Source organism: Kibdelosporangium banguiense, assembly GCF_017876405.1.
Classification (GTDB): Bacteria; Actinomycetota; Actinomycetes; order Mycobacteriales; family Pseudonocardiaceae; genus Kibdelosporangium; species Kibdelosporangium banguiense.
This window is the reverse complement of sequence record NZ_JAGINW010000001.1, coordinates 624,592-649,029: the sequence shown is the minus strand read 5'-3', so window position 1 is coordinate 649,029 and position 24,438 is coordinate 624,592. Positions and strand designations below refer to the sequence as shown.

The window sequence follows — 24,438 nt, the reverse complement described above, 5'->3', positions numbered from 1 at the left end:
CCCGCCGACACTCTGCGCCCAACGAAGATCGACTAACAGCACTTGTCCACAACCACCCCCACCATCCACAGGCCCCGCAGAAACCCCTTGCCCAACCCACACCCCTTGTAGACTGGACCAGTGAGGTTTGCCCGCCCGGCCAGGGCATTCAAAAACAATCACAGCAAAACACAAGATCACCGTGCACCACAAGGGATCCCAACAGAAACACGCAACCCGCGCAGTCTGCGCTCACATCAGTTGGTAGGCCCGGAGATCGCGTAGGAGCAAGTGGCAGTCCTGGATCTGGGCGGAGTCGCTGAGCGATCGGTAGATGCCCCATTTTGGGCGGACCCGGTCGTCCAGCCAAGTGTCTACACCGGACTTGCGGACGTCCAGGACCGTGGTTTCTCCGTTGCGGATCAGCCAGGCGACGTGGCCTTCGCCTGCGTTGCCGATTTTGATCTCGACCTCGGTGGAGATCCAGCGGTCCTGCAGCGGGGCCAGGTCGGTGCGGCCGACCAGGGTGTCGCCCTCGGTGACCCTGAATTCGATTGTGGGTGTGTTTCCCTGACGCCGCAAAGACATCACGGTGATCGGTGCTGAGCCGAGGCCGGGCATCTTGGTCTGCATGATGTGGGTGAAGCTGCCGGTCGCTTTGAGGGTTGACGGAATGAACATCGAATATGTGAACCGCCAGGTCTGACCGTTGTCCATGTCCAGTGCGTTGCCGCCGGTGCGCATGCCGCGGACTTCATTGCGCTGCCGGTCAGTCGCCGTGTCGCGGTCGCGTTTGTGCATGTCGAATCGGTAGGTGTTGCCCTGCGCGTAGATGTGTTTCACGCCTGGGTGTGAGTTTGCGCGATCGTCCTCCACGCCTTCGAAGGCGCCGAGCCCATCCTTGCCCGGTACTGGACTCCAGCGGAGCTGCCAGCCGGCGGACGGCAGAGCAAAGGCCGCTACCGGCAGGAAGAGTGCTTGACGGCGGCCGATCCCGGCTGAACTCATAGGTCTCCTCCATAAGGCCCGTTGCGGCGGAAACCTGACTCGCATCACACCATCGAGCTACTTGCGCTGTCAACGGGCCTTAAGGGGCCTCCCGGATGTCGCGAAGCGGCGTATCCCGTAGAAAGATTCGGTGTCTCAGAGAAGAAGAGTGACAGCGCTGGCAGCAGCGGTGGCGGTCGCGTTACCGCTGACCGCGACCGTGAGCCAGGCGGATCAGAGCCGTTTCGCGGCCATTGTGCGCTACACCGAGAACGGCATTCCGCACATCAAGGCGAACAGTTTCCCGGACCTCGGCTATGGCTACGGTTATGCCGCAGCGAAAGACAACATCTGCCAGATCGCGGACCTTTACGTCACACTGGGTGCGCAACGATCCCGGTATTTCGGCGCCGACAGCCCTGCCGGTCCGGCACTCGGAGGCGCGGCCACGAACCTGGCCAGCGACCTGTATTTCCAGCAGGTCAACGACTCTGAACAGGTCGAACAGGCAATCGCGCGACCGGCTCCGCTTGGCCCGCGCCGGGAAGCGCGTGAAGTCGTCCGCGGTTACGTCGCCGGTTACAACCGATTTGTGGCCGAGCGGAACATCAGCGATCCTGCTTGCCGTGGTGCCGCGTGGATCCGGCCGATCTCTGAAATCGATGTCTACCGCCATATTCAGGCGTTGGCTCTGATCAGCGGCCAGGGACTGGTGATGGACGCCATCGCGTCCGCGCAACCGCCGGTCGGAGCGGCTGCGCAACAGAGCCAGGTCCCGCCGGACGCCGCGGACCGGGTCATCGAAGCGCTCGAGTCCAGGAAAGACATGGGCAGCAACGGCATCGCGATCGGCCGGGACGCCTCGGCCGGCAAGAGCGGCCTGCTGCTCGGCAATCCGCATTTCCCGTGGCACGGCGGCCGTCGGTTCTGGCAGGCCCAGTTGACGGTCCCCGGCAGACTGGATGTCTCCGGCGCGAGCCTGCTCGGCATGCCGTTCGTCCAGATCGGCTACAACCGCGACGTGGCCTGGAGCCACACTGTCGCCACCACAACGCCGTTCGGCCTGTACGAGCTGAAACTCGCGCCGGGGGATCCGACCTCGTATCTTCTCGATGGCCGGCCCGAAAAAATGACCAGCCGCAAGGTCAGTGTGCAGACGCGTAACGCCGACGGCTCGATGTCCACTGTGGAACGAACGCTCTGGTCGACCCGGTATGGCCCAGTGGTGGGGCCGGCGCTCGGCCTGCCGCTGAACTGGACGAACACCACCGCGTACGCCATGCGCGACGCCAACCTCGGCAATGTCCGCTCGATCAACATGTGGTTCGAGATGGCACAGGCGCGCGACACCAGAGAAATCGTGCAGGCCCTTTCGGAGAACCTGGGTTCGCCGTGGGTCAACACGATTGCCGCCGACAGGTCCGGTAACGCGACTTATGCCGACATCCAGGTTGTCCCGCACATCACCGACGAGCTGGCGCAGCGCTGCAACACGCCGCTTGGGCAGGCAGTTTTCCAGAAAGCTGGACTGGCCGTCCTGGATGGCGCCACCACCAGTTGCGCGTGGGGAAGCGACCCGGACGCGGTCGTGCCCGGACTGCTGGGGCCGTCCCGGCAACCGTTACTGACCAGGGGTGACTACGTCGCGAATTCCAACGACAGCCCTTGGCTGACCAACCCGAAAGCGCCGATCACCACCTACCCGCGAATCATGGGCGACGCCGGCACCGAGCGCGGACCACGCACGCGAATGGCGATCACGGAACTTGAAGGCCGGAAGTTCTCCAGGCAGGCCATTCAGGACACGCTGTTCAGTGACCGGAGCCTTGTCGCTGAACTGGCCGCGGACGACGTCACGAAAATGTGCGAGACGCTGGCGGACACTCAGGACGCTTGTGCCGCATTGCGAAAGTGGGACAAGAGGTTTGCCACGTCCAGCCGTGGTGCTTTGTTGTTCCAGCGGTTCTGGAGCCGAGTCCCGGCTGGCTCCTGGAAGGTGCCGTTCAACCCGGCCGACCCGGTCCGCACGCCGAACACGGTGAACACGGCCAGCCCGGCGGTTCAGAAAGCGTTCCTGGACGTGGTCGCCGAACTGCGTGCCGCCAAGATCCCGCTCGACGCGCCGCTGGGCGACTACCAATACGTTGTGCGCAACGGTGAGCGGATTCCGGTGCACGGTTCGACCAGCAACCTGGGGGTGCTCAACATGATTGTCCCGGCCGGGGATCTGGCCAAGGGTAACCCGGAAGTGGTCCACGGTTCGAGCTATATCCAGGCTGTCTCGTTCGATCGCGGGAAATGCCCGGACGCGCAGACTCTGCTCACATATTCACAGTCGAGTGACTCGAAGTCACCCTACTTCGCCGACCAGACAAAGCTTTTCTCACAAGGAAAGTGGGTTCGTGGCCGGTTCTGTGAGCACGAGATCCTGTCGTCACCGCAGTTGCGGATCGTCTACTTGAGCCAAAGGTAGCCGTGGCGCCGGGTTGAGGACGTCTGGCGGGGCGGGTTTCTCCTGCTCCGCCAGTACTTTCCGGGAGCAAGAGGAAACTCAGGCCACGCGCACGCACAGTCCCGTACTTGCGACGTCTCTGCCGACGATGCGCGCGGTGTGCCAGCCCTGTGGGGTGCGTCCGGCGAGCAAACGTGAGCGCATCACAGGTGAGCGACGCGCGTGACGGGCGAAGGACCACTTGAGCAGAACGCGTCCACGCGCGACCTGACCGGCGAGCGCTTCGGCGGGGGAGCAGTCGATCCAGATGAGATGACGGCGACGACCGCTGATCGCGCCGATGACGGCGAAAGCGGTCCGCGCGGCGGCTCCTGTTGCTGGGTCGTGCACTAGGACTGGGCGGGATGAGCAAATGACGGTGCCGACGATCCGCGCTGTGTTCAGCAAATGCACAAGCGGGCGGTACCAGCCGTACGGCACGGAGCTGGGGAGCACGCGCCTCAGCCAGTTGCGTAGGTGGTCCGTGTCGATCACGGAGATCGGCACGTTGGCGCGTGTCCGGCGCAGCAGCGTGCTCTTGCCTGAGCCGGGCAGCCCGGCGACGAGTACCAGGGCACGGCTTTCGACCGTTATGTCCATAGGCTCTCAACGCACGACCTGCCCAGTCCGTTCTCAAGCACTTCCCGGAAGTGAGTTGGGTAACCTCGCCCCTGCGAGCTTGAGGAGGCCGGGTGGTCAGGGAACAAGCAGGTCAGGTGCTGGCTGCGAACCTCAGGGCGCTGCGTGGGCAAGCCGGGCTCTCACTGTCCGAATTGGCCAGGCGCTCCGGGATCGCCAAGGGCACGCTGTCGCAGCTGGAGTCCGGCACGGGCAATCCGACAATCGAGACTGTGTTCAGTTTGTCGAACGCCTTCAACGTGCCGGTATCGAGCCTGCTCACCGAGCGTACCGAGCCCGATGTCGTACTGGTGCGTTCGGCGAGCCTCGACGTGCTGAGCAGCAACGCGGTCGATCTGAGGATGCTGCGGCGGGTGGATCTGACCGACACGGTGTTCGAGGTGTACGACCAACGGGTACGTCCAGGAGCCGTCCAGCACTCCGAAGGACATCCCGGTCTTGAGCACATCACTGTGATCTCGGGCCGGCTCAGGGTTGGCCCTCCGGAGGAGCCATATGTGCTCGGGCCTGGGGACTACGTGTGTTTCCCGGCGCAACGGCCGCACATCTACGAGGCTGTGGAGGACTTGGTGATGTCGGTCCTCCTGCTGCAGTACCCGGCTGATCAGGTCGCGTCGCGCGTCCACCACTAATGGCCCCTTGGCGGCGCCATCCGCCGGAGTTACTCTGCTGGCGTTCACTTTAATGAACGGTGGGTGAGAATGCCGGACGTCGTGGTCGTCGGAGCGGGCATCATCGGCGCGGCCTGCGCCGAGGCGCTCAGCGCGGCCGGGGTCCGGGTCACGGTGCTCGACCGCGGCTCAGCCGCGAGCGGAACCACCGCGGCCGGTGAGGGCAACGTGCTGGTCTCCGACAAGCAGCCAGGCCCGGAACTCACCCTCGCCCTGGCCTCGATCGCCCGCTGGCCCGCGTTGCTCGCCGAGTTGCGCGAGGAACTTGGGCCTGACCTGGCCGAGGCGGAGTGGGAGCCCAAGGGCGGCCTCGTCGTGGCGACCGAGAACGCCGAGGCCTTGGAAAAGTTCGCCGCGCTGCAACTGGAGGCCGGCGTTCAGGCAGACGTGATCACGGTCGCGGACGCGGTGGCTCTCGAACCGCACCTCACCCCGGATCTCGCGACGGCCGTGTACTACTCGCAGGACGCGCAACTGCAGCCTGTTCTCGCAGCGACGACGTTGCTCGCGGCTGTGCGGCGGCGCGGTGGGGAGGTCCGTCCAGGCGTGAGCGCTGTGAAGCTGAGATCCGGTGGCATCGAAACTTGTGAAGGTTTTCTTCATTGCGATGCGGTCGTGAACGCGTGTGGCCCGTGGGCGGGCGCGTTCAGCGAAGCGGCCGGAGCGCCGATCACCGTGCTGCCGCGCAGGGGCATGCTCCTCGTCACCGCGCCGGTCCCGTTCGCTGTACGGCACAAGGTCTACGACGCGGACTACGTCGGCGCGGTCGCGAGCGCGGATGCCGACCTGCAGACGTCGACAGTGGTCGAGTCAACCCAGGCCGGGACCGTCCTCATTGGCTCAAGCCGGGAGCGCGTCGGGTTCGACGACAGCATCCGCGTGGCCGTGCTCAGGGTGATGGCGCAAAAAGCGATCCGTCTGTTTCCGATGCTGGCCCAGGTCCCGGTCATGCGGGCGTACGGCGGGTTGCGGCCGTACGCGCCCGACCATCTGCCGGTGATCGGCCAGGACCCGCGCGTGCCCGGACTGTGGCACGCGACCGGGCATGAAGGCGCCGGGATCGGACTGGCTGCGGCGACGGGCCAGTTGCTCGCAGACCTCTATCTAGGGCGGCCGCCCGCGGTCGACCCGTTTCCGTTCCGAGTGGACCGTCCGGCGGTGATGGCTCATGAAACTGACCGTTGATGGGCAGGCGGCTCTGGCACAACCCGGCCAGACCATCGCCGCCGTGCTGCACACCATGGGTCGCGGCCGGCTCTTCTGCGGCATCGGCGTCTGCTTTGACTGCGTTGTGACCGTCAACGGCGTGTCGGACGTACGCGCATGCCAACGCGTCGCGGCCGACGGTGATGACATACGGACCGTGTCATGACGGTCGTCGTAGTCGGAGCGGGTCCTGCGGGAATCAGCGCCGCGCGGGCAGCGGCGTCGCGAGGCGCGCACGTGGTGCTGGTAGACGCCGGACCGTCGGTCGGCGGCCAGTTCTACCGGCAACCGTTCGACCAGCCGCGTACCGTGCCTGGCGTTGAGCACTTGCCGTCCACTGTGGTGTGGGCGATCGAGGGCCGCCGGGTGCACCTGCTCAGTGGTCCCGCAGATGGGCCAGGCCGGCGGGCGCGCACAGTGGACGCCGACGCGCTTGTGCTTGCCACGGGCGCCTACGACAGAACGGTGCCGTTCCCAGGCTGGGACAAACGAGGCGTCTACACAGCGGGGGCGGCTCAAATTCTGGCCAAGGAGCAACGGCTCGCCATCGGCCGCCGGGTGCTCGTCTCCGGGACCGGGCCGTTCCTGTTCGCCGTGACCAAGTCTTTGCTCGACGTCGGCGCCGAGGTCGTCGGCGTCCTGGAAGCCAACTCGCCGGCGCGCTGGCTGCGCCATGCGTTCGCAGGCCGGAGCAAACTTTTCGAGGCCGCGCGCTACATGGCTCTCCTGGCACGCCACCGCATTCCGTACATGACCAGGATGGCTGTGGTGGCGGCGCACGGAACGGACCACGTCCACGAAGCGACCGTCGGCCGGCTCGATGCCGACTGGAACGTGGTGGCCACAAAACGGATCCAGGCCGACGCGGTGTGTGTGGGCTACGGCTTCACGCCTCAGTTGGAACTCGCCGTCGCCGCAGGCTGCGAGCTCGCCGACGGCTTCGTAAAGGTGGACATCGCACAACGAACCTCAGTTCCGGGCATCTTCGCGGCGGGCGAGGTCACCGGCATCGGCGGCGCAGATCTGGCCGCGGCCGAAGGCATGGTGGCGGGCATTGTCGCGGCCGGGGGAGAAGCGCCACCAGAGGTGTTGAGAAGGGTCCGCCAAGGGCGCCGGTTCGCGGCCGCCCTGGCTGACGCGCATCCCATTAGGCCTGGTTGGCAGGGGTGGCTCTCCGGCGAGACCACCATCTGCCGCTGCGAGCGCGTCACCTACGCGGCCATGCAGGACGCCATCGTGAGCCGCGGCGCGACCGGCGCACGGGCCGTGAAGCTGGTCAGCCGGGTGGGCCTCGGCAGGTGCCAGGGCCGGACCTGCCTGCGCAACGCGGCCGACCTGACCGGAGTGACTTTTACTGATCGACGCCCGATCGCGGCACCGCTGCGCCTGGGCGAACTCGCAGCCGAGGAGGAAGAGTGACACAGGAGAAGCTCGACGGTGTCATCGTGGCGACAGCGTTGCCCTACGCCGAGGACACGAGCGCGCCCGCGGGCCTCCGCGTGGACCTGGACCGCTACGCGGAGCACTGCGCGTGGCTCGTCGAGAACGGGTGTCGCGGCGTCGGCCCGAACGGGTCCCTTGGCGAATACTCGTCACTGACGGACGCGGAGCGCCGCGCGGTGGCGCGGACCGCCGTAGAGACCGTCAAAGGCAAGGGGATCGTTGTCGTCGGCGTACACGGCGTCGGCTCGCACCAGGCGCGGTACTGGGCCGAAGCCGCCGCGGAGGACGGCGCGGACGGCGTGCTGTGCCTGCCGCCGACGATGTACCGGGCCAACCCAGGTGAAGTGATCAAGCACTTCGAGCAGGTCGCGTCGGTGGGCCTGCCGGTGATGGTCTACAACAACCCGATCGACACCAAGGTCGACCTGACCCCGGCCCTGCTCGCCGAGATCGCCCAGTTGGACAACGTGGTCGCGGTCAAGGAATTCTCCGGCGACGTCCGCCGCGTGCTGGAGATCCGGGACCTGGCGCCGGACCTGGCCGTGGTCGCCGGCGCCGACGACGTCCTGGTCGAGTCGGTGCTGATGGGCGCCACCGGCTGGTTCGCCGGCTTCCCCAACGTCTTCCCGGCCGAGTCCGTGCGCCTGTTCTCCCTGGCCCTGCAGGGCAAGGTCGAGGACGCCCGCACGATGTACGCGTCGCTGGTCGGTGCGTTCCGCTGGGACTCGAGGACCGAGTTCGTGCAGGCGATCAAGTACGGAATGGACTACGTCGGCCGTTACGGCGGGCCGTGCCGTCCGCCGCGCGGGCCGCTGTCGGCGGAACAACTGGCGATCCTGGAGGCGGACATGCGCCGTGCGGTAGGAGCGTGACATGCGGGCATCCCGGTATTTCAGCGCTGTCGACTCACATACCGAGGGAATGCCGACGCGGGTGATCACCGGTGGCGTCGGCGTCATTCCCGGCGACACCATGGCCGCGCGCCGGCTTTACTTCATGGAGCACCTGGACCACATCCGTCAGTTCCTGGTCAACGAGCCGCGCGGGCACGCCGCGATGAGTGGCGCGATTCTGCAGCCACCGACGCGGCCAGACGCCGACACCGGCGTGCTGTACATCGAGGTGTCGGGCTGCCTGCCGATGTGCGGGCACGGCACCATCGGTGTGGCGACGGTCCTTGTGGAGACCGGCATGGTGGAGGTCACCGAGCCGGTCACGACCGTCCGGCTGGACACTCCGGCGGGCCTGGTCACCGCGGAGGTCCAGGTGCGCGACGGCCGCGCCACCTCGGTCACCATCCAGAACGTGCCGTCGTTCTCGCTGGAGCTCGACGCGGTGGTCGACGTCCCGGAGATCGGCGAGGTCCGCTACGACATGGCGTACGGCGGCAACTTCTACGCGATCCTGCCGATCAAGGACCTGGGCATCGCGTTCGACAAGTCCGAGAAGGACCGGATGCTGACCGCCGGGCTGAAGATCATGGCTGCGATCAACGACCAGCGCCGCCCGGTGCACCCGGCCGACCCGGGTATCGGCGGCTGCAAGCACGTCCAGCTCGTGGCTCCCGGGAGTGACCTCGGCGATGGACAGCGCAGCGACGCACGCAACGCCATGGTCATCCACCCAGGCTGGTTCGACCGGTCCCCGTGCGGCACCGGCACGTCCGCCCGGATGGCGCAGTTGCACGCCCGCGGCGATCTCGGCATCGGCGCGGACTTCGTCAACGAGTCCCTGCTGGGCACGACGTTCACCGGACGGCTCCTGGAAGAGACCACCGTCGGCGAGCATCCAGCTGTGATACCGACGGTATCCGGACGCGCCTGGATCACCGGTATGGCTCAGTACCTGCTGGATCCCACGGATCCGTTCCCGGCGGGCTTCACGCTTTAAGGGATCTTGAAGCCGTAGGGCAGTTCCAGCCGGTGCTGGGCCAGCAGCTGGGTGTCCGCGAGGATCTTCTCGGTCGGGCGGTCGGCGACGATGACACCGCCGTCGATCAGGATGCTGCGCGGACACAGCTGCAGGGCGTACGGCAGGTCGTGGGTGACCATCAGCATCGTGCGGTCCAGCGAGAGCAGCACCTCGGCCAGCTCACGCCGCGCGATCGGCTCGAGGTTGGCGGACGGCTCGTCCAGCACCATGATCTCCGGATCGCACGCCAGCACGGTGGCCACCGCGACGCGCCGTCGTTGACCAAACGACAGGTGCAGCGGCGATTTCGACTCGAGGTCGCGGACGCCGACAGCAGCCATGGCCGACGTGACGGCCGTCTCCAGAGCCTCCCCGGTGACGCCGAAGTTCGCCGGGCCGAACGCGACGTCCTCACGCACGGTCGGCATGAACAACTGGTCATCCGGATCCTGGAAGACCACGCCGACCCGGCGGCGGATCTCCTTGAGGTTCTGTTTCGTGACCGGCAGCCCGGCCACCTCGATGCGGCCCGCGCCTGCCTGCAGCACCCCGTTGAGGTGCATCACGAGCGTCGTCTTGCCGGCGCCGTTGGGACCGAGCACAGCAACCCGCTCGCCAGGCTCCACGTGCAGGTCAATGCCGAACAGCGCTTGTGTCCCGTCGGGGTACGCGTATGCGAGGCCTTCGACAAGCAGCGCGGGGGTCAGGTCCACAACGCAACCGTAAGGGTCGTGACGGACAGCAACGCGGGTGCCAGCCCGGCCAGCCAGAGACGCGCCTCTGGTCGTGACCGGACTGGCTCGGGCAGCACGCCCGACCACCCCCGGGACAGCATGGCGATGTGCACGCGCTCGCCACGTTCGTAGGCTCGGATGAAGAGCGTGCCGATGCTGCGCGCCGTCGCACCGACCTGCCAGAGGAACCGTGGGTCATGCCCGCGGCTGATACGGGCCACGCGCATGCGACGCGCTTCCTCGACGATGACTTCGACGTACCGCAGCATCAGCGTCGCGATCGTGATGATCAGACTGGGCACGCGTAGCCGTTGTAACCCGGCGATCAGGTCGCGCTGGCTCGTTGTCGCAGCCAGTGTGAGCGACACCAGCACACCGAGCGTGCCTTTCACCAGGATGTTCCACCCGGCGAGCGTTCCCGCGACGGACACCGACAGGCCAAGGAACTCCGTACGTTCGCCGCCACCGACGAACGGCAGCACCACCGCGAGCACGACGAACGGCACCTCGATCATGGCTCGCGCGGCGAACCACCGGACCGGGATCCGCGCCACCGCCCAGATCGCGACCAGCACGACCAGGTAGCCACCGAACGCCCAGTACTCGGCGCGCGGCGTGGCCACGACACAGAGCACGATCGCCAGCGCCGAGACGATCTTCACGTGCGGTGCCAGCCGGTGGACTGCCGAATCGCCGGCCCGGTACAGCAGGTGGCTGTGCCCGGCGCCCATTCAGGACTCCTTGGGTGCGCGTTTACGCAGCAACCAGAACAGGCCGCCGGCGACCGCCAGGGTCGCGATCACGCCGATGACACCGGCGAGACCCGTGAGCTTGTCGTCCCCGCCGACGGCGTAGTCGGCGAGCGGCGCGTCTTTGAACGCGTGGTTCTTGGCGCCCTGGGCGATGCAGGTGCCGGTGAGTTCGTCGTTCGGGCCCACCGTGCAGCCCTGAAGCGTGGAATGATCCAGACCGTCCGGATTGGAATCGGCGAAATAGGACACTCCGCCCGCCAGGATCAGTGCGATCAAAGCGAATCCGACAAAGAACAGGCTACGGCGACGAGTCACGACGCCTCCTTCACGACGAGCGGACGCGCGGTGCCACGAAGCAGGTAAACAAGATCAGGCCGGACGGCGGCGACTGCGCCCACCGTCAGCGCGGTGATGATGCCCTCGCCGATCCCGATGAGACAGTGCACACCGACGACCGTCCCGGCGACGCCACCGAGCGCGAACGCGGGATCACCGCCGATCGCGAACTCGAGCACAAAGCCAAGGGACGCAACGACGGTGTTCACGAACGCCGCGACGAAAGCCACCGTGACGAGCCCGATGCGGTTCTTGACTGCCAGTTGGCGCAGCGCGACGGCCACCAGGTAGCCGACCGCAGTACCGATCAACGCCATGTTTGTCACGTTCGCACCAAGCGCGGTCAGACCGCCATCTGCGAACAGCAACGACTGCAGCACAAGCACGATCGTCACGCACAGTGCACCAGTCCACGGGCCGACAAGGATCGCGGCGAGCGCGCCACCCAGGAGGTGCCCGCTCACGCCCGGCAGGACCGGGAAGTTCAGCATCTGCACGGCGAAAATGAAGGCCGCGACCAGGCCTGCCATCGGTGCCGTCCGGTCGTCCAGGTCAAGTCGCGCGCGGACTGTCGCGATGGCGAGGCCGAGCACCGCCACCGCGCCGAACAATAGGGACGTCGGTGCGTTGAGCAGGCCGTCGCTCATGTGCATCGCTACCGAGGTAGTCATGCTGGCCTCCTTCTTCGTCGTCGGATCACACTAATCGCCACACAAGCGTTGTCACCAGTCTCTTGCGATAGGGGCATGTGAACACTTCGTGGCCGACGGCCCGATGGCCTGGACGTATCTGTACGTAAACGTTTACAGTCTTTTCTGTAACGCATCCGCCGCCCGGTAGTGCCAGTCAACGACGACCTGGAGGCAAGGATGGATCGACGGCAGCTGCTCAGGACCAGTGCGGTGGTGGCCGCCGCGGCCGCGGTGTCACCTTCACTCGTCAGCACCGCGCTCGCGTCGAGCGCGCAGCTGACCACCGCGCGGCTTACGGCGGAGATACCCACGCTGCCGTGGCCGGCGGCCAATGACATCGTCGCGGCGACCAGGCTGCCGATTTTTCCGAGTGTGAATTTTCTCGCCACGGATCCGAAGTACGGGGCTAAAGGCGACAACTCCACCGACAACACCGCGGCGTTCCGGAAGGCCATCGACGCGGCCTCGGCGGCCGGCGGCGGGCACGTGATCGTGCCAAAGGGGAACTACGTCACCGGGGCCATTCATCTGAAGAGCAACGTGGACTTCCACCTGGAATCCGGGGCCGTGTTGAAGTTCAGCTCGGACGGCTCGAAATTTCCGACGGTGCTGACAAGGTATGAGGGCATCGAGTGCATGAACCGCTCTCCGATGGTCTACGCGTACGGCCAGACGAACATCGCGCTGACCGGATCCGGGACGCTGGACGCGAACGCCACATCGTCCTGGAACAAGGGTTCCGACCGGGCCTGGCTGGAATCCCGGATCTCGGCCGGGGTGACCGACCCGGCCAAGCGGGTTTTTCCCGGTTCCGGGCATACCGCTCGCTCGACGTTCATCGAGCCGTACAACTGCGATACGGTCCTAATCCAGGGCGTGACGCTGAAAAATCCGAAATTCTGGCAGATTCATCCGACCCTGTGCAAGAACGTCACCGTCGACGGGGTGAAGACCGATCCGAGCACCGCGGCCAACAACACCGACGGGGTCGATCCGGAGTCCTGCGACCACGTGGTCATCGCCAACTGCACCCTGGGCGCCCACGACGACAACGTGGCCATCAAGTCGGGCCGGGACGCCGACGGGCGCCGGGTGAACGTCCCATGTCAGAACCTTGTCGTGGTCAACTGCACGATGAACGGCAACTGGGGCGCGATCACCTGCGGCAGCGAGCAGACCGGCGGTATCCGCAACGTCTACGGCTACAAGTTGAATGTCATTGGCGCCACGAAGTTCGCCCTGTACGTCAAGTCCAACACCAAACGCGGGGGATTCTCCCAGAACATCAACCTCGACAGTGTCAGCGGGACGTTCGTGCGTTCCTTCGTGTTCGTGACCACGACCTACAACAACCAGACAGGAGACTTCCCGCCTGCGTTCGGGCCGTTTACCGTCAGCAACTCGTCCTGCACCAAGGCGGCCCGCGTGTTCGACGTCAGCGGTCTGCCGAACGCTCACATCAAGGGCCTTGAGGCGCGTGACTGCAAGTTCACCGGCGTGGCCGACACCTCGAACATACTCAACAACGTCGACGGCCGGAAGTTCACAAACGTGACTGTGAACGGAAAACCTATCTGACTCGTGGTCCGGGTGTTCCGGTGTGCTTCGCCACGCCGAACACCCGGCAGTTGCGAAGTGGCCGTAGTGGCGAACTATAGTCTCTTCTAACACCCGCGCAGGGGCCATTCTCATGGCGTTCCATCGAGCGGGAGTTACCCATTGTCACCACTGTCGCAAATCGAGGTATCCTTTAATGGCTCAGAGGGTCACCGTCCAGTTGGTTGATGACCTCGACGGCACCGCCGCCGACGACATCAGCACCGTGAGCTTCGCACTCGACGGCGTGAGCTACGAGATCGACCTTACCGAGGCCAACGCCGAGAAGTTGCGTTCCGGCCTCGAGGAGTTCGTCAACTCCGCCCGCCGTACCGGCGGCCGTGTCAAGCGCGGAACCGCGCCGGTGAAGCGGGCCGGTTCGCCCGCCAACCGGGAGCAGACCAAGGCAATCCGCGACTGGGCCCGGCAGAACGGCTACGAGCTTTCCGACCGCGGCCGTATTCCGGCCAACGTCATCGAAGCCTTCGAGACCGCGCACACCAGCAAGGGCAAGAAGAAGGGCGAGCCGGCATTCTCCGCATGATGCCGGCGGGGGAGTGGCCATGGGGAGAGCCACTTCTCCTAGCCTGAAGGAAAATCGGCCGGACGCGAGTCGTCTGGGGCGAATCCCGGCCGGATTTCGTGTCAGTCCGCGGTCAGGTGTGTGCGCAGCCCGTTGAAGCTGATCGCGCAGACCGCGTCGGCGAGGTCCTCACTGCCGAGGCCACCTCGTGGCCGGTACCACTCGATGAGTGAGTTGACCGTCCCGAACAACAGTCTCGCGGTGATCGCGGGGTCGATGTCCGGCCGGACGTCGCCCTCGGCTTCGGCTTGTTTCACCAGTTCCGTCACCAGGTGATCGAACTCGCGCCTGCGGGCCAGGGCGGCGCGTTCGACTTTTGTGTTGCCGCGCACCCGCAGCAGAAGCGTGACGAACGGCAACCGCTCGACCAGTACCTTGATACTGCCGCGCACCAGATATTCCAGCCGGTCGATCGCCCGGCCCTCAAGCCGGAGTGCCTCGTCGGCGACCGCGAACAGACCGTCCAGCGCGCGGTCGACCGACATCCGCAGCAGTTCGTCCTTGCTGGACACGTGGTAGTAGATCGCCGACTTGGTGATGCCGAGCTTGCGGGACAGTTCCTCCATGCTGGTGGCCTCGTACCCGCGCTCGTTGAACACCTTCACCGCGACCGCGAGCAGTGATTCCAGGTCGTATCCGGGCCTGCCGCGGCGGGTCATCGGCTGATCACCCGGCTCCGGCCGCGGAACTCGGCGATGACTTCATCCTCCCGGTAGACGGTCACGTCATAAATCCCGCTCCGGCCGAATCGCGTCTTTTCCACGGCGTGCGCTGTGAGAACATCGCCCGCCCGCGCCGATGTGACGAAGGTGATATCGGCGCCCGCAGCCACCGTCACCGGGCCGTGGCTGTTGCACGCGAGCGCAAAAGTCGTGTCCGCCAGCAGGAAAACGTATCCACCGTGCGCGATGTCGTGGCCGTTCACCATCTCGGCTGTGACCCGCATCCTGGTGACCGCCCGGCCGTCGGCTGCTTCGATCAGTTCGATCCCCAGCGCCCGCGACGCGGCATCCGCCTCGAACATGTGGTAGGCCGCATTGTGTGACACCGGATTCACCACCCTTGCCAACTGACCGAATGGACGGTTGATAATACCGAGTATGGCTGAAGCGTTCGTCGTCGATGGTGTCCGAACTGCTCAAGGTCGTTACGGCGGCGTGCTGGCCGGGGTCCGGCCGGATGATCTGGCGGCCCTTGTCGTGGCCGAGGCCGTGCGCCGGGCCGGGGTTTCCGGCGAGGAGATCGACGAGGTCATCCTGGGCGCGGCCAACCAGTCCGGTGAGGACAATCGCAACGTCGCGCGGATGGCCGTACTGCTGGCCGGACTTCCGCACACAGTGCCTGGCTACACCGTGAACCGCTTGTGCGCCAGCGGGTTGACGGCGGTCGCGTCCGCGGCTCAGGCCATCAAGTCCGGCGACGCCGACATTGTCGTGGCGGGTGGCGTCGAGTCGATGACACGCGCGCCCTGGGTGATGGCCAAACCCGGGACCCCGTGGGCCAAACCCGGCGAAATAGCCGACACCTCCCTCGGCTGGCGATTCGCCAACCCGAAATTCTCCGGGAAGACCACGCTCTCAATGGGTGAGACGGCCGAAGAAGTCGCCACGCTCGACGGCATCACCCGCGAAGACTCCGACGCTTTCGCATTGCGCAGCCACACGCGTGCACTCGGCGCGATCGACGCCGGCAGGTTCGAGCGCGAAATCGTCCCGGTCCCCGTCAAGGACGACACAGTCACGGTCGACGAAGGCCCGCGTCGCGCCACAACGCTCGAAAAGCTCGGTCAGCTCCGGACCGTTTTCCGTAAGGACGGCATCGTCACTGCCGGTTCGTCGTCTCCGTTGTCCGACGGTGCCGCCGCGCTTGTGCTCGCCAGCGAGGCCGCTGTGGAGCGCCTCGGCCTTAACCCCCGCGCGCGGGTTGTCGCCAGCGCGAGCGCAGGCGTCGAGCCGCACATCATGGGGCTCGGTCCCGTACCCGCGACGGAGAAGGTGCTCGCGCGTACGGGTTGGCAACGTGACGAACTGGCCGTCGAGTTGAACGAGGCCTTCGCTGCACAGAGCCTCGCGGTGATCCGACGTTTGAAACTCGACGAGGAGCGCGTCAACGCCGACGGCGGCGCGATCGCGCTTGGGCACCCGCTCGGCTGTTCCGGCGCCCGCCTGGTGGTCACTTTGCTGGGCCGGATGGAACGCGAGAACACCAACCGGGGCTTGGCGACGTTGTGCGTCGGCGTCGGTCAGGGCGTCACCGTGGCCTTCGAGAAGGCCTAACGCCCGAGGAAGGTGGGGGTCTCCTTGGCCAAGAACGCCGCGACGGCGTTCTGGTGGTCTTCGGTAACGCCGAGGCGCGCCTGACCTGCGCCCTCGGCGGCCAAAGCCTGGTCCAACGAGAGCGCCATGGCGCGTTTGGCCTCGGCGTAGGCCAAGGTCGGGCCGTTGGCGAACTTGCCGGCCAACGCGGCGGTCTCGGCCGCCAGGTCCTCCGGGGGGACCACCTGCCCGACGATTCCCCACGCCAGAGCTTCCTCGGCGCTGAATGTGTTCGCCCGGAACACGAGCTCGCTGGCCCGTGCGGCGCCGACGGCCCGCGCGAGGGTCACGGACAGGCCTGAGTCACACGTCAAGCCGATCGCGGTGAACGCGGTGCCGAATTTCGCCTTGGCCGACGCGATCCGTAGGTCACAAGCGAGTGCGAAACCCAACCCAGCGCCGACGCACAGACCGTTGATTGACGCGATGACGGGCTTGGGCATAGTGGCAAGCCCGAGCACGATCGGATTGTAGTGCTGCTCGACGGTGTCGAACGCGTGTGACGCGTCCTCGCGCAGTGCCGCGGCGTGCTCGTTGAGGTCCTGGCCCACGCTGAAGGCCTTGCCAGTCCCGGTCAGTACCACCGCGCGGACCTCTGAATCGGCGCTGACCTGCGCGATCGCGTCCACGAGAGCGGCCTTGACCTTGCTGGTCAGCGCTGCCCCGGTGATGGTGATTGTCGCCACTGAACCGTCTCGAACGAGCGTCACACCGCTTTCGTCGGGCATGCCGCCAAGCTACCATGCTTACTGAACGGACGGTTAGTAATTCAGCTTGGAGGTCGACGAGGATGGCTCCGCTGCGCAGCTACGTGTCCGGTGGGTGGTACACCCCTGATGACGAGGGCGCGCCCCTGCACGACGCGGTCACCGGTGAGGAGATCGCCCGCATCTCGTCCACCGGCGTGGACATGGCCGCCGCGTTGGCGTACGGCCGCTCCAAGGGCGCCGACCTGCGCGCGCTGACGTTCCACCAACGCGCGGCTCTGCTGAAGGTCCTCGCCTCGTATCTGATGGAGCACCGCGACGAGCTCTACGCGCTGTCGCACAAGACGGGTGCCACCAAGGGTGACAACAAGTTCGACGTGGATGGCGGCATAGGCACGCTGTTCGGCTACTCCAGCAAGGGCCGCCGCGAGCTGCCGAACGACACCATCTATGTGGACGGCAACCTGGAGCCGCTCGGCAAGGGTGGCACTTTTGTCGGCCAGCACATCTGCACGCCGCTACGAGGCGTCGCGGTGCAGATCAACGCCTTCAACTTCCCGGTCTGGGGCCCGCTGGAGAAGTTTGCGCCCGCGTTCATCGCCGGTGTGCCGAGCCTGATCAAACCGGCCAGCCAGACTGCGTACCTGACCGTCGAACTCGTCGAGCTGATCATCGAATCCGGCATCCTGCCCGAGGGCTCGTTGCAGCTCGTCGCGGGCAGCGCCGGCGACCTGCTCGACCACCTCACCGAACAGGACCTGGTCTCCTTCACCGGCTCCGCGTCCACCGCCCAGCGTCTGCGCGCGCACGAGAACGTGGTCCGCCGTTCGGTCCGGTTCAATGCCGAAGCCGACTCGCTGAACTGCTCGATCCTCGGCCCGGACGCGACGCCCGGCACGCCCGAGTTCGACCTGTTCGTCAAGCAACTGGTCACCGAAATGACGGTCAAGGCGGGCCAGAAATGCACCGCGATCCGCCGCGCGTTCGTCCCGGCCGCGCTGCTGGACGACGTCGCCCAGGCCACCAGCGAGCGCCTGGCCAAGATCACGGTCGGCAACCCGGCCAACCCCGATGTCCGGATGGGCGCGCTGGCGAGCCTCGAGCAGCGTGAGGAAGTCCGGCGCTCGCTGAAGGCCCTGCTGGAGGCGGGCCGCGTTGTCTTCGGCAACCCGGACGAGGTGTCCGTTGTGGACGCCGACGCCGGACGTGGCGCTTTTGTGTCGCCAGTCCTTCTGCTGGCCGAGGACCCCGAGCAGGCGCAGCCGCACGAGGTCGAGGCGTTCGGCCCGGTCAGCACGCTCATGCCGTACCGCGACGCCGAGCACGCGATCGAGCTCGCGGCGCGCGGTCAAGGAAGCTTGGCGGGCTCCGTGGTCACATCGGACGCGGAGTTCGCCCGGACCATCGTGATCGGGGTGGCTCCCTGGCACGGCCGCATCCTCGTCACCGACAGCGACAACGCCAAGGAGAACACTGGCCACGGCGCCCCGTTGCCGGGCCTCGTGCACGGCGGCCCTGGCCGCGCGGGCGGCGGCGAGGAGATGGGTGGCATCCGTGGCGTCCTGCACCACATGCAGCGCACGGCTGTGCAGGCGAGCCCGCGCGTGATGACGGCCGTGACGAACAGGTGGGTCCCTGGAAGCGCCAGGACCGAAGGCGAGCACCCGTTCCGCAAACACCTCGAGGACCTGCGTATCGGTGACACGGTCGTCGCCGGGCCCCGCGAAGTGACCATGGACGACATCGAGCACTTCGCCTCGTTCACCGGCGACACGTTCTACGCGCACATGGACGAGGAGGCTGCTGCGGCGAACCCGTTCTTCGGCGGCCGCGTCGCCCACGGCTACCTCGTTGTCTCCTTCGCAGCCGGTCTCTTCGTGCAGCCAGACCCGGGCCCGGTGCTGGCCAACTACGGGCTGGAGAACCTGCGGTTCCTCACGCCGACGTTCCCCGGCGACTCGCTGACGGTCACGTTGACCGCCAAGCAGATCACGCCACGCAACGACCAGGAGTACGGCGAAGTCCGGTGGGACGCCGACGTGACCAACCAGAAGGACGAGTCCGTCGCCAAATACGACGTACTGACCCTTGTCGCCAAGCGGGAGCGCTGATGGACCTCGAACAGCATTTCGACGCCACCATCGCCCGCGACCAGCGGATCGAGCCGCGCGACTGGATGCCCGAGGGCTACCGCAAGACGATGATCCGCCAGGTCGCGCAGCACGCGCACTCGGAGATCATCGGCATGCAGCCCGAGGGCGACTGGATCACGCGGGCACCGTCGTTGCGCCGCAAGGCGGTCCTGCTGGCCAAGGTGCAGGACGAGGCCGGGCACGGGCTGTACCTGTACTCCGCCGCCGAGACACTGGGTGCGGACCGGACCGACCTGACCGAGCGCCTGATCGAAGGGCGGCAGAAGTACTCGTCGATCTTCAACTACCCGACGCTGACCTTCGCCGACGTGGGCGTGATCGGGTGGCTCGTCGACGGAGCCGCCATCTGCAACCAGGTCCCGTTGTGCCGCAGCTCGTACGGGCCGTACGCACGCGCGATGATCCGGATCTGCAAGGAGGAGTCGTTCCACCAGCGGCAGGGCTACGAACTGCTGATGACCATGATGAGCGGCACGCAGGCGCAGCGCGACATGGTCCAGGACGCGACCAACCGCTGGTGGTGGCCCTCGCTGATGATGTTCGGCCCGCCGGACGCCGAATCGGCCAACACCGCGCAGTCGATGGCCTGGAAGATCAAGCGGCACACCAATGACGAACTGCGCCAGCGGTTTGTGGACATGAGCGTGCCGCAGGCCGAGAAGCTCGGCGTCACCCTGCCGGATCCCGAACTCAAGTGGAACGCCGAGCGTGGTCACCACGACTTCGGTGAGATCGACTGGGTCCATTTCAAGCAAGTCGTCAGTGGCAACGGGCCGTGCAACGCGATCCGGGTTTCCCGGCGCCGCAAAGCCCACGAGGACGGCGAATGGGTTCGGGAAGCCGCCGCCGCGTACGCCGCGAAACGCAAGGAGGCCGCAGCATGAGCTGGCCGCTGTACGAGGTCTTTGTCCGTGGCAAGCGCGGCCTCAACCACGTCCACGTTGGATCGCTGCACGCGGCCGACGACGAGATGGCGCTGACGAACGCCCGCGACCTTTACACGCGCCGCAACGAAGGCGTGAGCATCTGGGTCGTGCGGGCCGATCACATCACCGCGTCCAGCCCGGACGAGAAGGATCCGTTCTTCGCGCCGAGCGGTGACAAGGTCTACCGCCACCCCACCTTCTACGACATTCCCGACGACGTCCCCCACATGTGAGCTGCCATGTCATTCGACAACGCATATGAAGCGCTTACCGAGGAGAACGACGCGCGGTGGGCGTTCGGCACTGGATTCGCCGATCCTCTGGCCGGCATGGACACCTCGGTCCCGTCCGGTGTGGACGCGGGCGAGCTGGCCCGGTCCTGCCTGTGGCTCGGCGACGACGCCTTGATCATGTCGCACCGGCTGCAGGAGTGGTGCGCGGCCGCGCCCGAGCTCGAGGACGAGGTGGCGCTCGCCAACATCGGCCTGGACCTGCTCGGTCAGGCCCGGCTGCTGCTCGCGCGGGCCGCGAAGGCCGATCCGGGCATGGTCCCTGTGGTGGACCAGTCCGATGAGGACGCCCTGGCGTTCTTCCGGGACGCCGAGGACTTCCACAATGTCCGGCTGGTCGAACTGGGCGGCGGGGACTTCGCCTTCCTGATGGCGCGGCTGCTGGTTTTCGCGACCTGGCGACTGGCTCTGTTGCAGCGCCTGGCGAACGCGCCCGACCCGGTGCTGGCAGCGATCGCTGTGAAAGGCGTCAAGGAATTGACATACCACCGGGATTACGCGGCCCGGTGGGTTGTCCGGCTCGGCGACGGAACCGCGCTGTCACACGATCGGATGCAGGACGGACTGGCCGATGTCTGGCCGTACGTGGACGAATTGTTCGACGACGACGCCGAGCTGCGTGCGGAGTTCGACGCCGTGATCGCGCAGGTCTGTGCCGCCGGAACACTCCAGATACCAGTGGTATCCAGGATTCCCGAGCAGGCCGGGCATACCGAACACTTGGAGCCATTGCTCGCCGAGATGCAAAGCGTGGCGCGTGCCCATCCGGACGCGACATGGTGACCGCACGGGCAGTGGCCGAAACGGTCACAGATCCCGAACTGCCGATGCTGACGCTCTCCGATCTCGGTGTATTGCGCGACGTCCAGGAAACGGCCGACGGCGTGGTCGTGACCATCACCCCGACCTACACCGGCTGTCCGGCGATGGACGCGATGCGGGCCGATCTGAGTTCGGCATTGCACCGGGCCGGCTACGGCGAAGTGGACGTCCGCACAGTGTTGTCCCCGGCGTGGACCACCGACTGGATCACGCCCGAAGGCAAGCTGAAACTGGCCGAGGCGGGGATCGCTCCACCGGGCGCGGCGCCACGCGGCCCCATTTCACTGTCGCTGGTTCCGCCGGTGAAGCGCGTCCCGTGCCCGCAGTGCGGCTCACCGGACACCCAGCTGTTGTCCGAGTTCAGCGCCACCGCGTGCAAGTCGCTGCGCCGCTGCCGGTCCTGCGACGAGCCGTTCGAGCACATCAAGGAGATATAAGTGACCACCTCCTTGCGGCGCCGGACCGAGTTCCACACCTTGACGGTGGCTCATGTGGAGCGCCTCTGCGACGACGCCGTCGCCGTGACGTTCGACGTGCCCGCGGACGTCGCGGACCAGTACGACTTCCGTGCCGGGCAGTCGCTCACCCTGCGCCGGATCATCGACGGCCGGGACGAGCGCCGGTCCTACTCGATCTGCGCGGTGGTCGGATCGAAGCCGCGGATCGGCGTGCGCGAGGTGCCTGGTGGCGCCTTCTCACCGTGGCTCGTGCATGAGGTCCGCCCAGGGGACCAGATCGAGGTGCTGCCGCCGACCGGCGACTTCACCCCCGACCTGACGCCCGCCCGGCACGTACTGCTGGCGGCCGGCTCCGGGATCACACCGGTGATGTCGATCGTGTCATCGGTGCTTCAGGACCCGGCGGCGTCGGCGGTGGTCCTCTACGGCAACCGCCGCACCAATACAGTCATGTTCGCCGACGAGCTCGCCGACCTGAAGGATCGCTTCACAGCGCGGATGGAACTGGTGCATGTGCTGTCCCGCGAGCCGCGGGAAGCCGAGCTGTTTACCGGCCGGCTCGACGGCGACAAGCTGCGCACCCTGCTGCCGTTGCTGCTGACGGTCTCCGAAGTGGACCACTGGTGGCTGTGCGGTCCGTTCGGGATGGTCACCGACGCGCGCCAGGTGCTCAAGGACCTGGGCGTACCGCGGGAACGGGTGCACTTCGAGCTGTTCTATGTGGAGGACACGCCCCCAGAGCAGGTTCACCACAAGGACCCGGTGACCGCCGGGCCGAGCGCTGAAGTGACGGTGCGGCTCGACGGGAGGACCACCACGGCGGTCGTGCCCCGGGACACCACTCTCCTGGAAGGCGCTCAGCGCGTGCGCCCGGACCTGCCGTTTGCTTGCAAGGGCGGGGTGTGCGGCACCTGCCGCGCGAAGGTCATCAGCGGGAAGGTGCACATGCGACGCAACTTCGCGCTGGAGGATGCCGAGGTCGAGGCGGGATTCGTCGTCACCTGCCAGACCGTCGCGACCTCCGGCGCGGTCGAAGTGGACTTCGACCAGTGACCCCAGGTGGCGGGCTCAGCGAGGGCGAGCCCGCCACCGCCCTGGTGCATCAGCAGCCGGCCTGGGTCCACTCGTTACCCATGAACCACTCGTTGCCCGCGAACCACTCGTTGCCGGCGAACCACTCGTTGCCGCGCTGAGACCACTCGTTGCCGGCGAACCACTCGTTGCCACGCTGTACCCATTCGTTTCCGAACATGATTGTTCCTCTCTGTACACATCGGATCGGCACAAGACCCCCGACTGGCCGAAAGACAGCGGGTGATGATCCCGATTACCGTTCTGCTGGTGACCCGAGATCGAGAAACGGGCCTGGTGAAGAGTGTGAACCCCAGGCTGAACTGGGTCTCGCCCAGCAAGTGGCGGCTGTGGTCGCTGCCGCGCGCCGCTTTGGCGTATGTGCTGGTCACGGACCTGGCGGCGGCGCTGGTCACAGTCATCGCCGGTCTGCATTCCACCGTTAGTGGCAAGGAATGGGTGTGGTTCGCGGTCCTGACCGTGGCGTCGATTCTGCACCTGGAAGCAGCCCGCAGCATCGAGCGACGGCGGGAACTGGCGGTCGAAGGCGTCCCGTACACCAACCTGAAGTCACTCTGGGTGTTTACCGGAGTACTGCTGCTTCCACTACCGCTTGTAGTCGGTCTTGCCGTGATCGCCTACACGTATTGTTGGTTGCGGGTGTACGGCGAGTTCGTCTGGCACCGCAAGATCTTCTCGGCGGCGACCTTCATCCTGGCCAGTGCCGCGGCGTCGGCCGTGCTCAGGGCAGGTGGCCTCGCTGCGGCGCCACGTGTGCCGGTCGACTTCCTGTCGCTGGTCGTCGTGGTCTCGGCCGCGGCGACGTGGTGGCTCGTCAACTACGCCATGGTCGTCGGCGCGATCCTGCTCTCCAACCCGGAGACCAACGCTCGTGCCGCCCTCGGCGACCTGTCCGAGCAGCTTGTTGTGGCCGCCGCGCTCGGCCTCGGCATCGCGGTCGGCGCCCTCGAGGCCTCCAACCCGTGGGTTGTGCCAGTCCTGATGGTCACCGTGCTGGCTCTCCACAGGGACCTGCTGCTGCCCCAGTACCAGCGCGCGGCCCGCACCGACGACAAGACCGGACTGGCCGCGCCCACTTTCTGGTCCCAGGTGGTGGGCGCCGAACTGCGCCGTGCCCAGCTCGTCGGCGGCAACGTCGGCATCCTGATGATGGACGTCGACAACTTCAGCGAGATCAACAACAAGTACGGCCACCCTGCGGGCGACCAGGCCCTGCAGTCTGTCGTCAGGGTGGTCCGCTCAGAGATCCGCCGCGGCGATCTCGCCGCCCGGTGGGGTGGCGACGAGCTCGCCGTCTTGTTGCCAGGGACAACGCCGTCCGAGCTGGCGATGGTCGGGGAGCGGATCCGTCTCCGGCTCGCGCACACCCCGGTGACCATCACGCACGCCAAGACCGCCAAGTCACTCGTTCTCGACGGCATAACCGTGTCGATGGGCGCTGCGGTCTACCCGGATTCCGGTGTGGACGTCGACCGCCTCGTGCTCGCGGCCGACGCTGCGCTGCTGGCGGCCAAGGAAGCCGGCCGCAACCAGATCCGGCTCGCCACGCCCTGCGCGCCGGTAGAGGAGACCGGCGACCCGGAGGTTCCACCCGCGATCCCGTTCCAGACGCGCCCAGCACGCCGCCGTACGGACATCCCTTCCTGACAATTCGC

General features: G+C 66.6%; 27 protein-coding genes. 17 read left to right on the top strand and 10 right to left on the bottom strand.

Annotated features, from left to right (window positions below; genetic code table 11):
- Positions 1–231 precede the first annotated feature (231 nt).
- Positions 232–987 (bottom strand): polysaccharide lyase, encoded by a 756-nt coding sequence (locus tag JOF56_RS03075; RefSeq protein ID WP_245378126.1) that lies wholly within the window; start codon positions 985–987, stop codon positions 232–234.
- 148 nt (positions 988–1,135) lie between these two features.
- On the opposite strand from JOF56_RS03075, the gene JOF56_RS03070 reads away from it, so the two are divergent.
- Positions 1,136–3,439 (top strand): penicillin acylase family protein, encoded by a 2,304-nt coding sequence (locus tag JOF56_RS03070; protein WP_307854896.1) that lies wholly within the window; start codon positions 1,136–1,138, stop codon positions 3,437–3,439.
- A gap of 78 nt (positions 3,440–3,517) precedes the next feature.
- Here the strand turns inward: JOF56_RS03070 and JOF56_RS03065 are convergent, their stop codons facing one another.
- Positions 3,518–4,057: an AAA family ATPase gene (locus JOF56_RS03065; protein ID WP_209634166.1), complete on the bottom strand. Its 540-nt coding sequence runs from the start codon at positions 4,055–4,057 to the stop codon at positions 3,518–3,520.
- 92 nt (positions 4,058–4,149) lie between these two features.
- On the opposite strand from JOF56_RS03065, the gene JOF56_RS03060 reads away from it, so the two are divergent.
- The 6 genes from JOF56_RS03060 to JOF56_RS03035 all read left to right on the top strand — a co-directional run bounded on the left by JOF56_RS03060 (position 4,150) and on the right by JOF56_RS03035 (position 9,306).
- Complete coding sequence (locus JOF56_RS03060) at positions 4,150–4,728, top strand: helix-turn-helix domain-containing protein (RefSeq protein WP_209634164.1); 579 nt, start codon at positions 4,150–4,152, stop codon at positions 4,726–4,728.
- 69 nt (positions 4,729–4,797) lie between these two features.
- A complete protein-coding gene (locus JOF56_RS03055) occupies positions 4,798–5,952 on the top strand; it encodes an NAD(P)/FAD-dependent oxidoreductase (protein WP_209634162.1) in 1,155 nt (384 codons plus the stop codon).
- Entirely contained in the window at positions 5,936–6,139 is a 204-nt protein-coding gene (locus tag JOF56_RS03050) for a 2Fe-2S iron-sulfur cluster-binding protein (protein ID WP_209634160.1), read from the top strand. Before JOF56_RS03055 ends, JOF56_RS03050 begins: the two co-directional genes overlap by 17 nt.
- Complete coding sequence (locus JOF56_RS03045; protein WP_209634158.1) at positions 6,136–7,392, top strand: NAD(P)/FAD-dependent oxidoreductase; 1,257 nt, start codon at positions 6,136–6,138, stop codon at positions 7,390–7,392. The genes JOF56_RS03050 and JOF56_RS03045 overlap by 4 nt, the downstream gene beginning before the upstream one ends.
- Positions 7,389–8,288 carry a dihydrodipicolinate synthase family protein gene (locus JOF56_RS03040; protein WP_209634157.1) on the top strand — a complete coding sequence of 300 codons (900 nt, stop codon included), beginning with the start codon at positions 7,389–7,391 and terminating at the stop codon, positions 8,286–8,288. Before JOF56_RS03045 ends, JOF56_RS03040 begins: the two co-directional genes overlap by 4 nt.
- A gap of 1 nt (position 8,289) precedes the next feature.
- On the top strand, positions 8,290–9,306 hold the full coding sequence (locus JOF56_RS03035) for a proline racemase family protein (protein ID WP_209634154.1): 1,017 nt from the start codon (positions 8,290–8,292) through the stop codon (positions 9,304–9,306).
- Here the strand turns inward: JOF56_RS03035 and JOF56_RS03030 are convergent.
- Genes JOF56_RS03030 through JOF56_RS03015 form a run of 4 tightly spaced genes read right to left on the bottom strand, consistent with a single transcriptional unit; the run spans position 9,303 to position 11,820 of the window.
- On the bottom strand, positions 9,303–10,040 hold the full coding sequence (locus JOF56_RS03030) for an energy-coupling factor ABC transporter ATP-binding protein (protein WP_372447823.1): 738 nt from the start codon (positions 10,038–10,040) through the stop codon (positions 9,303–9,305). The genes JOF56_RS03035 and JOF56_RS03030 overlap by 4 nt on opposite strands.
- Positions 10,031–10,792 carry a cobalt ECF transporter T component CbiQ gene (cbiQ, locus tag JOF56_RS03025; protein ID WP_209634152.1) on the bottom strand — a complete coding sequence of 254 codons (762 nt, stop codon included), beginning with the start codon at positions 10,790–10,792 and terminating at the stop codon, positions 10,031–10,033. The genes JOF56_RS03030 and cbiQ overlap by 10 nt, the downstream gene beginning before the upstream one ends.
- The gene (locus JOF56_RS03020) at positions 10,793–11,128 is read right to left on the bottom strand and encodes a PDGLE domain-containing protein (protein WP_209634150.1); all 336 of its coding nucleotides are present in this window, start codon (positions 11,126–11,128) and stop codon (positions 10,793–10,795) included.
- The gene (locus JOF56_RS03015; protein WP_209634148.1) at positions 11,125–11,820 is read right to left on the bottom strand and encodes an energy-coupling factor ABC transporter permease; all 696 of its coding nucleotides are present in this window, start codon (positions 11,818–11,820) and stop codon (positions 11,125–11,127) included. Before JOF56_RS03015 ends, JOF56_RS03020 begins: the two co-directional genes overlap by 4 nt.
- Positions 11,821–12,006: 186 nt before the next feature.
- On the opposite strand from JOF56_RS03015, the gene JOF56_RS03010 reads away from it, so the two are divergent.
- The gene (locus JOF56_RS03010) at positions 12,007–13,419 is read left to right on the top strand and encodes a glycoside hydrolase family 28 protein (protein WP_307855768.1); all 1,413 of its coding nucleotides are present in this window, start codon (positions 12,007–12,009) and stop codon (positions 13,417–13,419) included.
- A 175-nt stretch (positions 13,420–13,594) separates the two neighbouring features.
- Positions 13,595–13,981: a histone-like nucleoid-structuring protein Lsr2 gene (locus tag JOF56_RS03005; protein ID WP_209634145.1), complete on the top strand. Its 387-nt coding sequence runs from the start codon at positions 13,595–13,597 to the stop codon at positions 13,979–13,981.
- 101 nt (positions 13,982–14,082) lie between these two features.
- On the opposite strand, the gene JOF56_RS03000 is transcribed toward JOF56_RS03005, so the two are convergent.
- Entirely contained in the window at positions 14,083–14,679 is a 597-nt protein-coding gene (locus JOF56_RS03000; RefSeq protein ID WP_209634143.1) for a TetR/AcrR family transcriptional regulator, read from the bottom strand.
- Positions 14,676–15,044, bottom strand: coding sequence for a hydroxyphenylacetyl-CoA thioesterase PaaI (gene paaI, locus JOF56_RS02995; protein ID WP_209647974.1), 369 nt, complete (start codon positions 15,042–15,044; stop codon positions 14,676–14,678). Before paaI ends, JOF56_RS03000 begins: the two co-directional genes overlap by 4 nt.
- Before the next feature lie 76 nt (positions 15,045–15,120).
- On the opposite strand from paaI, the gene JOF56_RS02990 reads away from it, so the two are divergent.
- Positions 15,121–16,296: a thiolase family protein gene (locus JOF56_RS02990; protein WP_209634141.1), complete on the top strand. Its 1,176-nt coding sequence runs from the start codon at positions 15,121–15,123 to the stop codon at positions 16,294–16,296.
- Here the strand turns inward: JOF56_RS02990 and JOF56_RS02985 are convergent.
- The gene (locus JOF56_RS02985; RefSeq protein WP_209634138.1) at positions 16,293–17,063 is read right to left on the bottom strand and encodes an enoyl-CoA hydratase/isomerase family protein; all 771 of its coding nucleotides are present in this window, start codon (positions 17,061–17,063) and stop codon (positions 16,293–16,295) included. The genes JOF56_RS02990 and JOF56_RS02985 overlap by 4 nt on opposite strands.
- 62 nt (positions 17,064–17,125) lie before the next feature.
- On the opposite strand from JOF56_RS02985, the gene paaZ reads away from it, so the two are divergent.
- The 6 genes from paaZ to paaE are packed head-to-tail and all read left to right on the top strand — an operon-like array spanning position 17,126 to position 22,744.
- Entirely contained in the window at positions 17,126–19,153 is a 2,028-nt protein-coding gene (paaZ, locus tag JOF56_RS02980; RefSeq protein WP_209634137.1) for a phenylacetic acid degradation bifunctional protein PaaZ, read from the top strand.
- Entirely contained in the window at positions 19,153–20,079 is a 927-nt protein-coding gene (gene paaA / locus JOF56_RS02975) for a 1,2-phenylacetyl-CoA epoxidase subunit PaaA (RefSeq protein ID WP_209634135.1), read from the top strand. Before paaZ ends, paaA begins: the two co-directional genes overlap by 1 nt.
- On the top strand, positions 20,076–20,354 hold the full coding sequence (gene paaB, locus JOF56_RS02970) for a 1,2-phenylacetyl-CoA epoxidase subunit PaaB (protein ID WP_209634133.1): 279 nt from the start codon (positions 20,076–20,078) through the stop codon (positions 20,352–20,354). The genes paaA and paaB overlap by 4 nt, the downstream gene beginning before the upstream one ends.
- Positions 20,355–20,360: 6 nt before the next feature.
- Positions 20,361–21,194 (top strand): 1,2-phenylacetyl-CoA epoxidase subunit PaaC, encoded by an 834-nt coding sequence (gene paaC, locus JOF56_RS02965; RefSeq protein ID WP_209634131.1) that lies wholly within the window; start codon positions 20,361–20,363, stop codon positions 21,192–21,194.
- Positions 21,188–21,670 (top strand): 1,2-phenylacetyl-CoA epoxidase subunit PaaD, encoded by a 483-nt coding sequence (paaD, locus tag JOF56_RS02960; protein ID WP_209634129.1) that lies wholly within the window; start codon positions 21,188–21,190, stop codon positions 21,668–21,670. The genes paaC and paaD overlap by 7 nt, the downstream gene beginning before the upstream one ends.
- Positions 21,671–22,744, top strand: a complete 1,074-nt coding sequence (gene paaE, locus JOF56_RS02955; protein WP_209634127.1) for a 1,2-phenylacetyl-CoA epoxidase subunit PaaE — start codon at positions 21,671–21,673, stop codon at positions 22,742–22,744.
- A 49-nt stretch (positions 22,745–22,793) separates the two neighbouring features.
- Here paaE and JOF56_RS02950 read toward each other — a convergent pair whose 3' ends face one another.
- Positions 22,794–22,943, bottom strand: coding sequence for a hypothetical protein (locus tag JOF56_RS02950; protein WP_209634126.1), 150 nt, complete (start codon positions 22,941–22,943; stop codon positions 22,794–22,796).
- An 89-nt stretch (positions 22,944–23,032) separates the two neighbouring features.
- On the opposite strand from JOF56_RS02950, the gene JOF56_RS59960 reads away from it, so the two are divergent.
- The gene (locus tag JOF56_RS59960) at positions 23,033–24,430 is read left to right on the top strand and encodes a GGDEF domain-containing protein (RefSeq protein ID WP_209634124.1); all 1,398 of its coding nucleotides are present in this window, start codon (positions 23,033–23,035) and stop codon (positions 24,428–24,430) included.
- Positions 24,431–24,438: the final 8 nt, after the last annotated feature.

Bases quoted from the DNA above. Each gene is read 5' to 3' on its own strand.
- JOF56_RS03075 (WP_245378126.1), bottom strand. From the start codon at position 987: ATGAGTTCAGCCGGGATCGGCCGCCGTCAAGCACTCTTCCTGCCGGTA.
- JOF56_RS03065 (WP_209634166.1), bottom strand. From the start codon at position 4,057: ATGGACATAACGGTCGAAAGCCGTGCCCTGGTACTCGTCGCCGGGCTG.
- JOF56_RS03055 (WP_209634162.1), top strand. From the start codon at position 4,798: ATGCCGGACGTCGTGGTCGTCGGAGCGGGCATCATCGGCGCGGCCTGC.
- JOF56_RS03050 (WP_209634160.1), top strand. From the start codon at position 5,936: ATGAAACTGACCGTTGATGGGCAGGCGGCTCTGGCACAACCCGGCCAG.
- JOF56_RS03045 (WP_209634158.1), top strand. From the start codon at position 6,136: ATGACGGTCGTCGTAGTCGGAGCGGGTCCTGCGGGAATCAGCGCCGCG.
- JOF56_RS03035 (WP_209634154.1), top strand. From the start codon at position 8,290: ATGCGGGCATCCCGGTATTTCAGCGCTGTCGACTCACATACCGAGGGA.
- cbiQ (WP_209634152.1), bottom strand. From the start codon at position 10,792: ATGGGCGCCGGGCACAGCCACCTGCTGTACCGGGCCGGCGATTCGGCA.
- JOF56_RS03015 (WP_209634148.1), bottom strand. From the start codon at position 11,820: ATGACTACCTCGGTAGCGATGCACATGAGCGACGGCCTGCTCAACGCA.
- JOF56_RS03005 (WP_209634145.1), top strand. From the start codon at position 13,595: ATGGCTCAGAGGGTCACCGTCCAGTTGGTTGATGACCTCGACGGCACC.
- JOF56_RS03000 (WP_209634143.1), bottom strand. From the start codon at position 14,679: ATGACCCGCCGCGGCAGGCCCGGATACGACCTGGAATCACTGCTCGCG.
- paaI (WP_209647974.1), bottom strand. From the start codon at position 15,044: ATGTTCGAGGCGGATGCCGCGTCGCGGGCGCTGGGGATCGAACTGATC.
- JOF56_RS02990 (WP_209634141.1), top strand. From the start codon at position 15,121: ATGGCTGAAGCGTTCGTCGTCGATGGTGTCCGAACTGCTCAAGGTCGT.
- JOF56_RS02985 (WP_209634138.1), bottom strand. From the start codon at position 17,063: ATGCCCGACGAAAGCGGTGTGACGCTCGTTCGAGACGGTTCAGTGGCG.
- paaZ (WP_209634137.1), top strand. From the start codon at position 17,126: ATGGCTCCGCTGCGCAGCTACGTGTCCGGTGGGTGGTACACCCCTGAT.
- paaA (WP_209634135.1), top strand. From the start codon at position 19,153: ATGGACCTCGAACAGCATTTCGACGCCACCATCGCCCGCGACCAGCGG.
- paaB (WP_209634133.1), top strand. From the start codon at position 20,076: ATGAGCTGGCCGCTGTACGAGGTCTTTGTCCGTGGCAAGCGCGGCCTC.
- paaC (WP_209634131.1), top strand. From the start codon at position 20,361: ATGTCATTCGACAACGCATATGAAGCGCTTACCGAGGAGAACGACGCG.
- paaD (WP_209634129.1), top strand. From the start codon at position 21,188: ATGGTGACCGCACGGGCAGTGGCCGAAACGGTCACAGATCCCGAACTG.
- JOF56_RS02950 (WP_209634126.1), bottom strand. From the start codon at position 22,943: ATGTTCGGAAACGAATGGGTACAGCGTGGCAACGAGTGGTTCGCCGGC.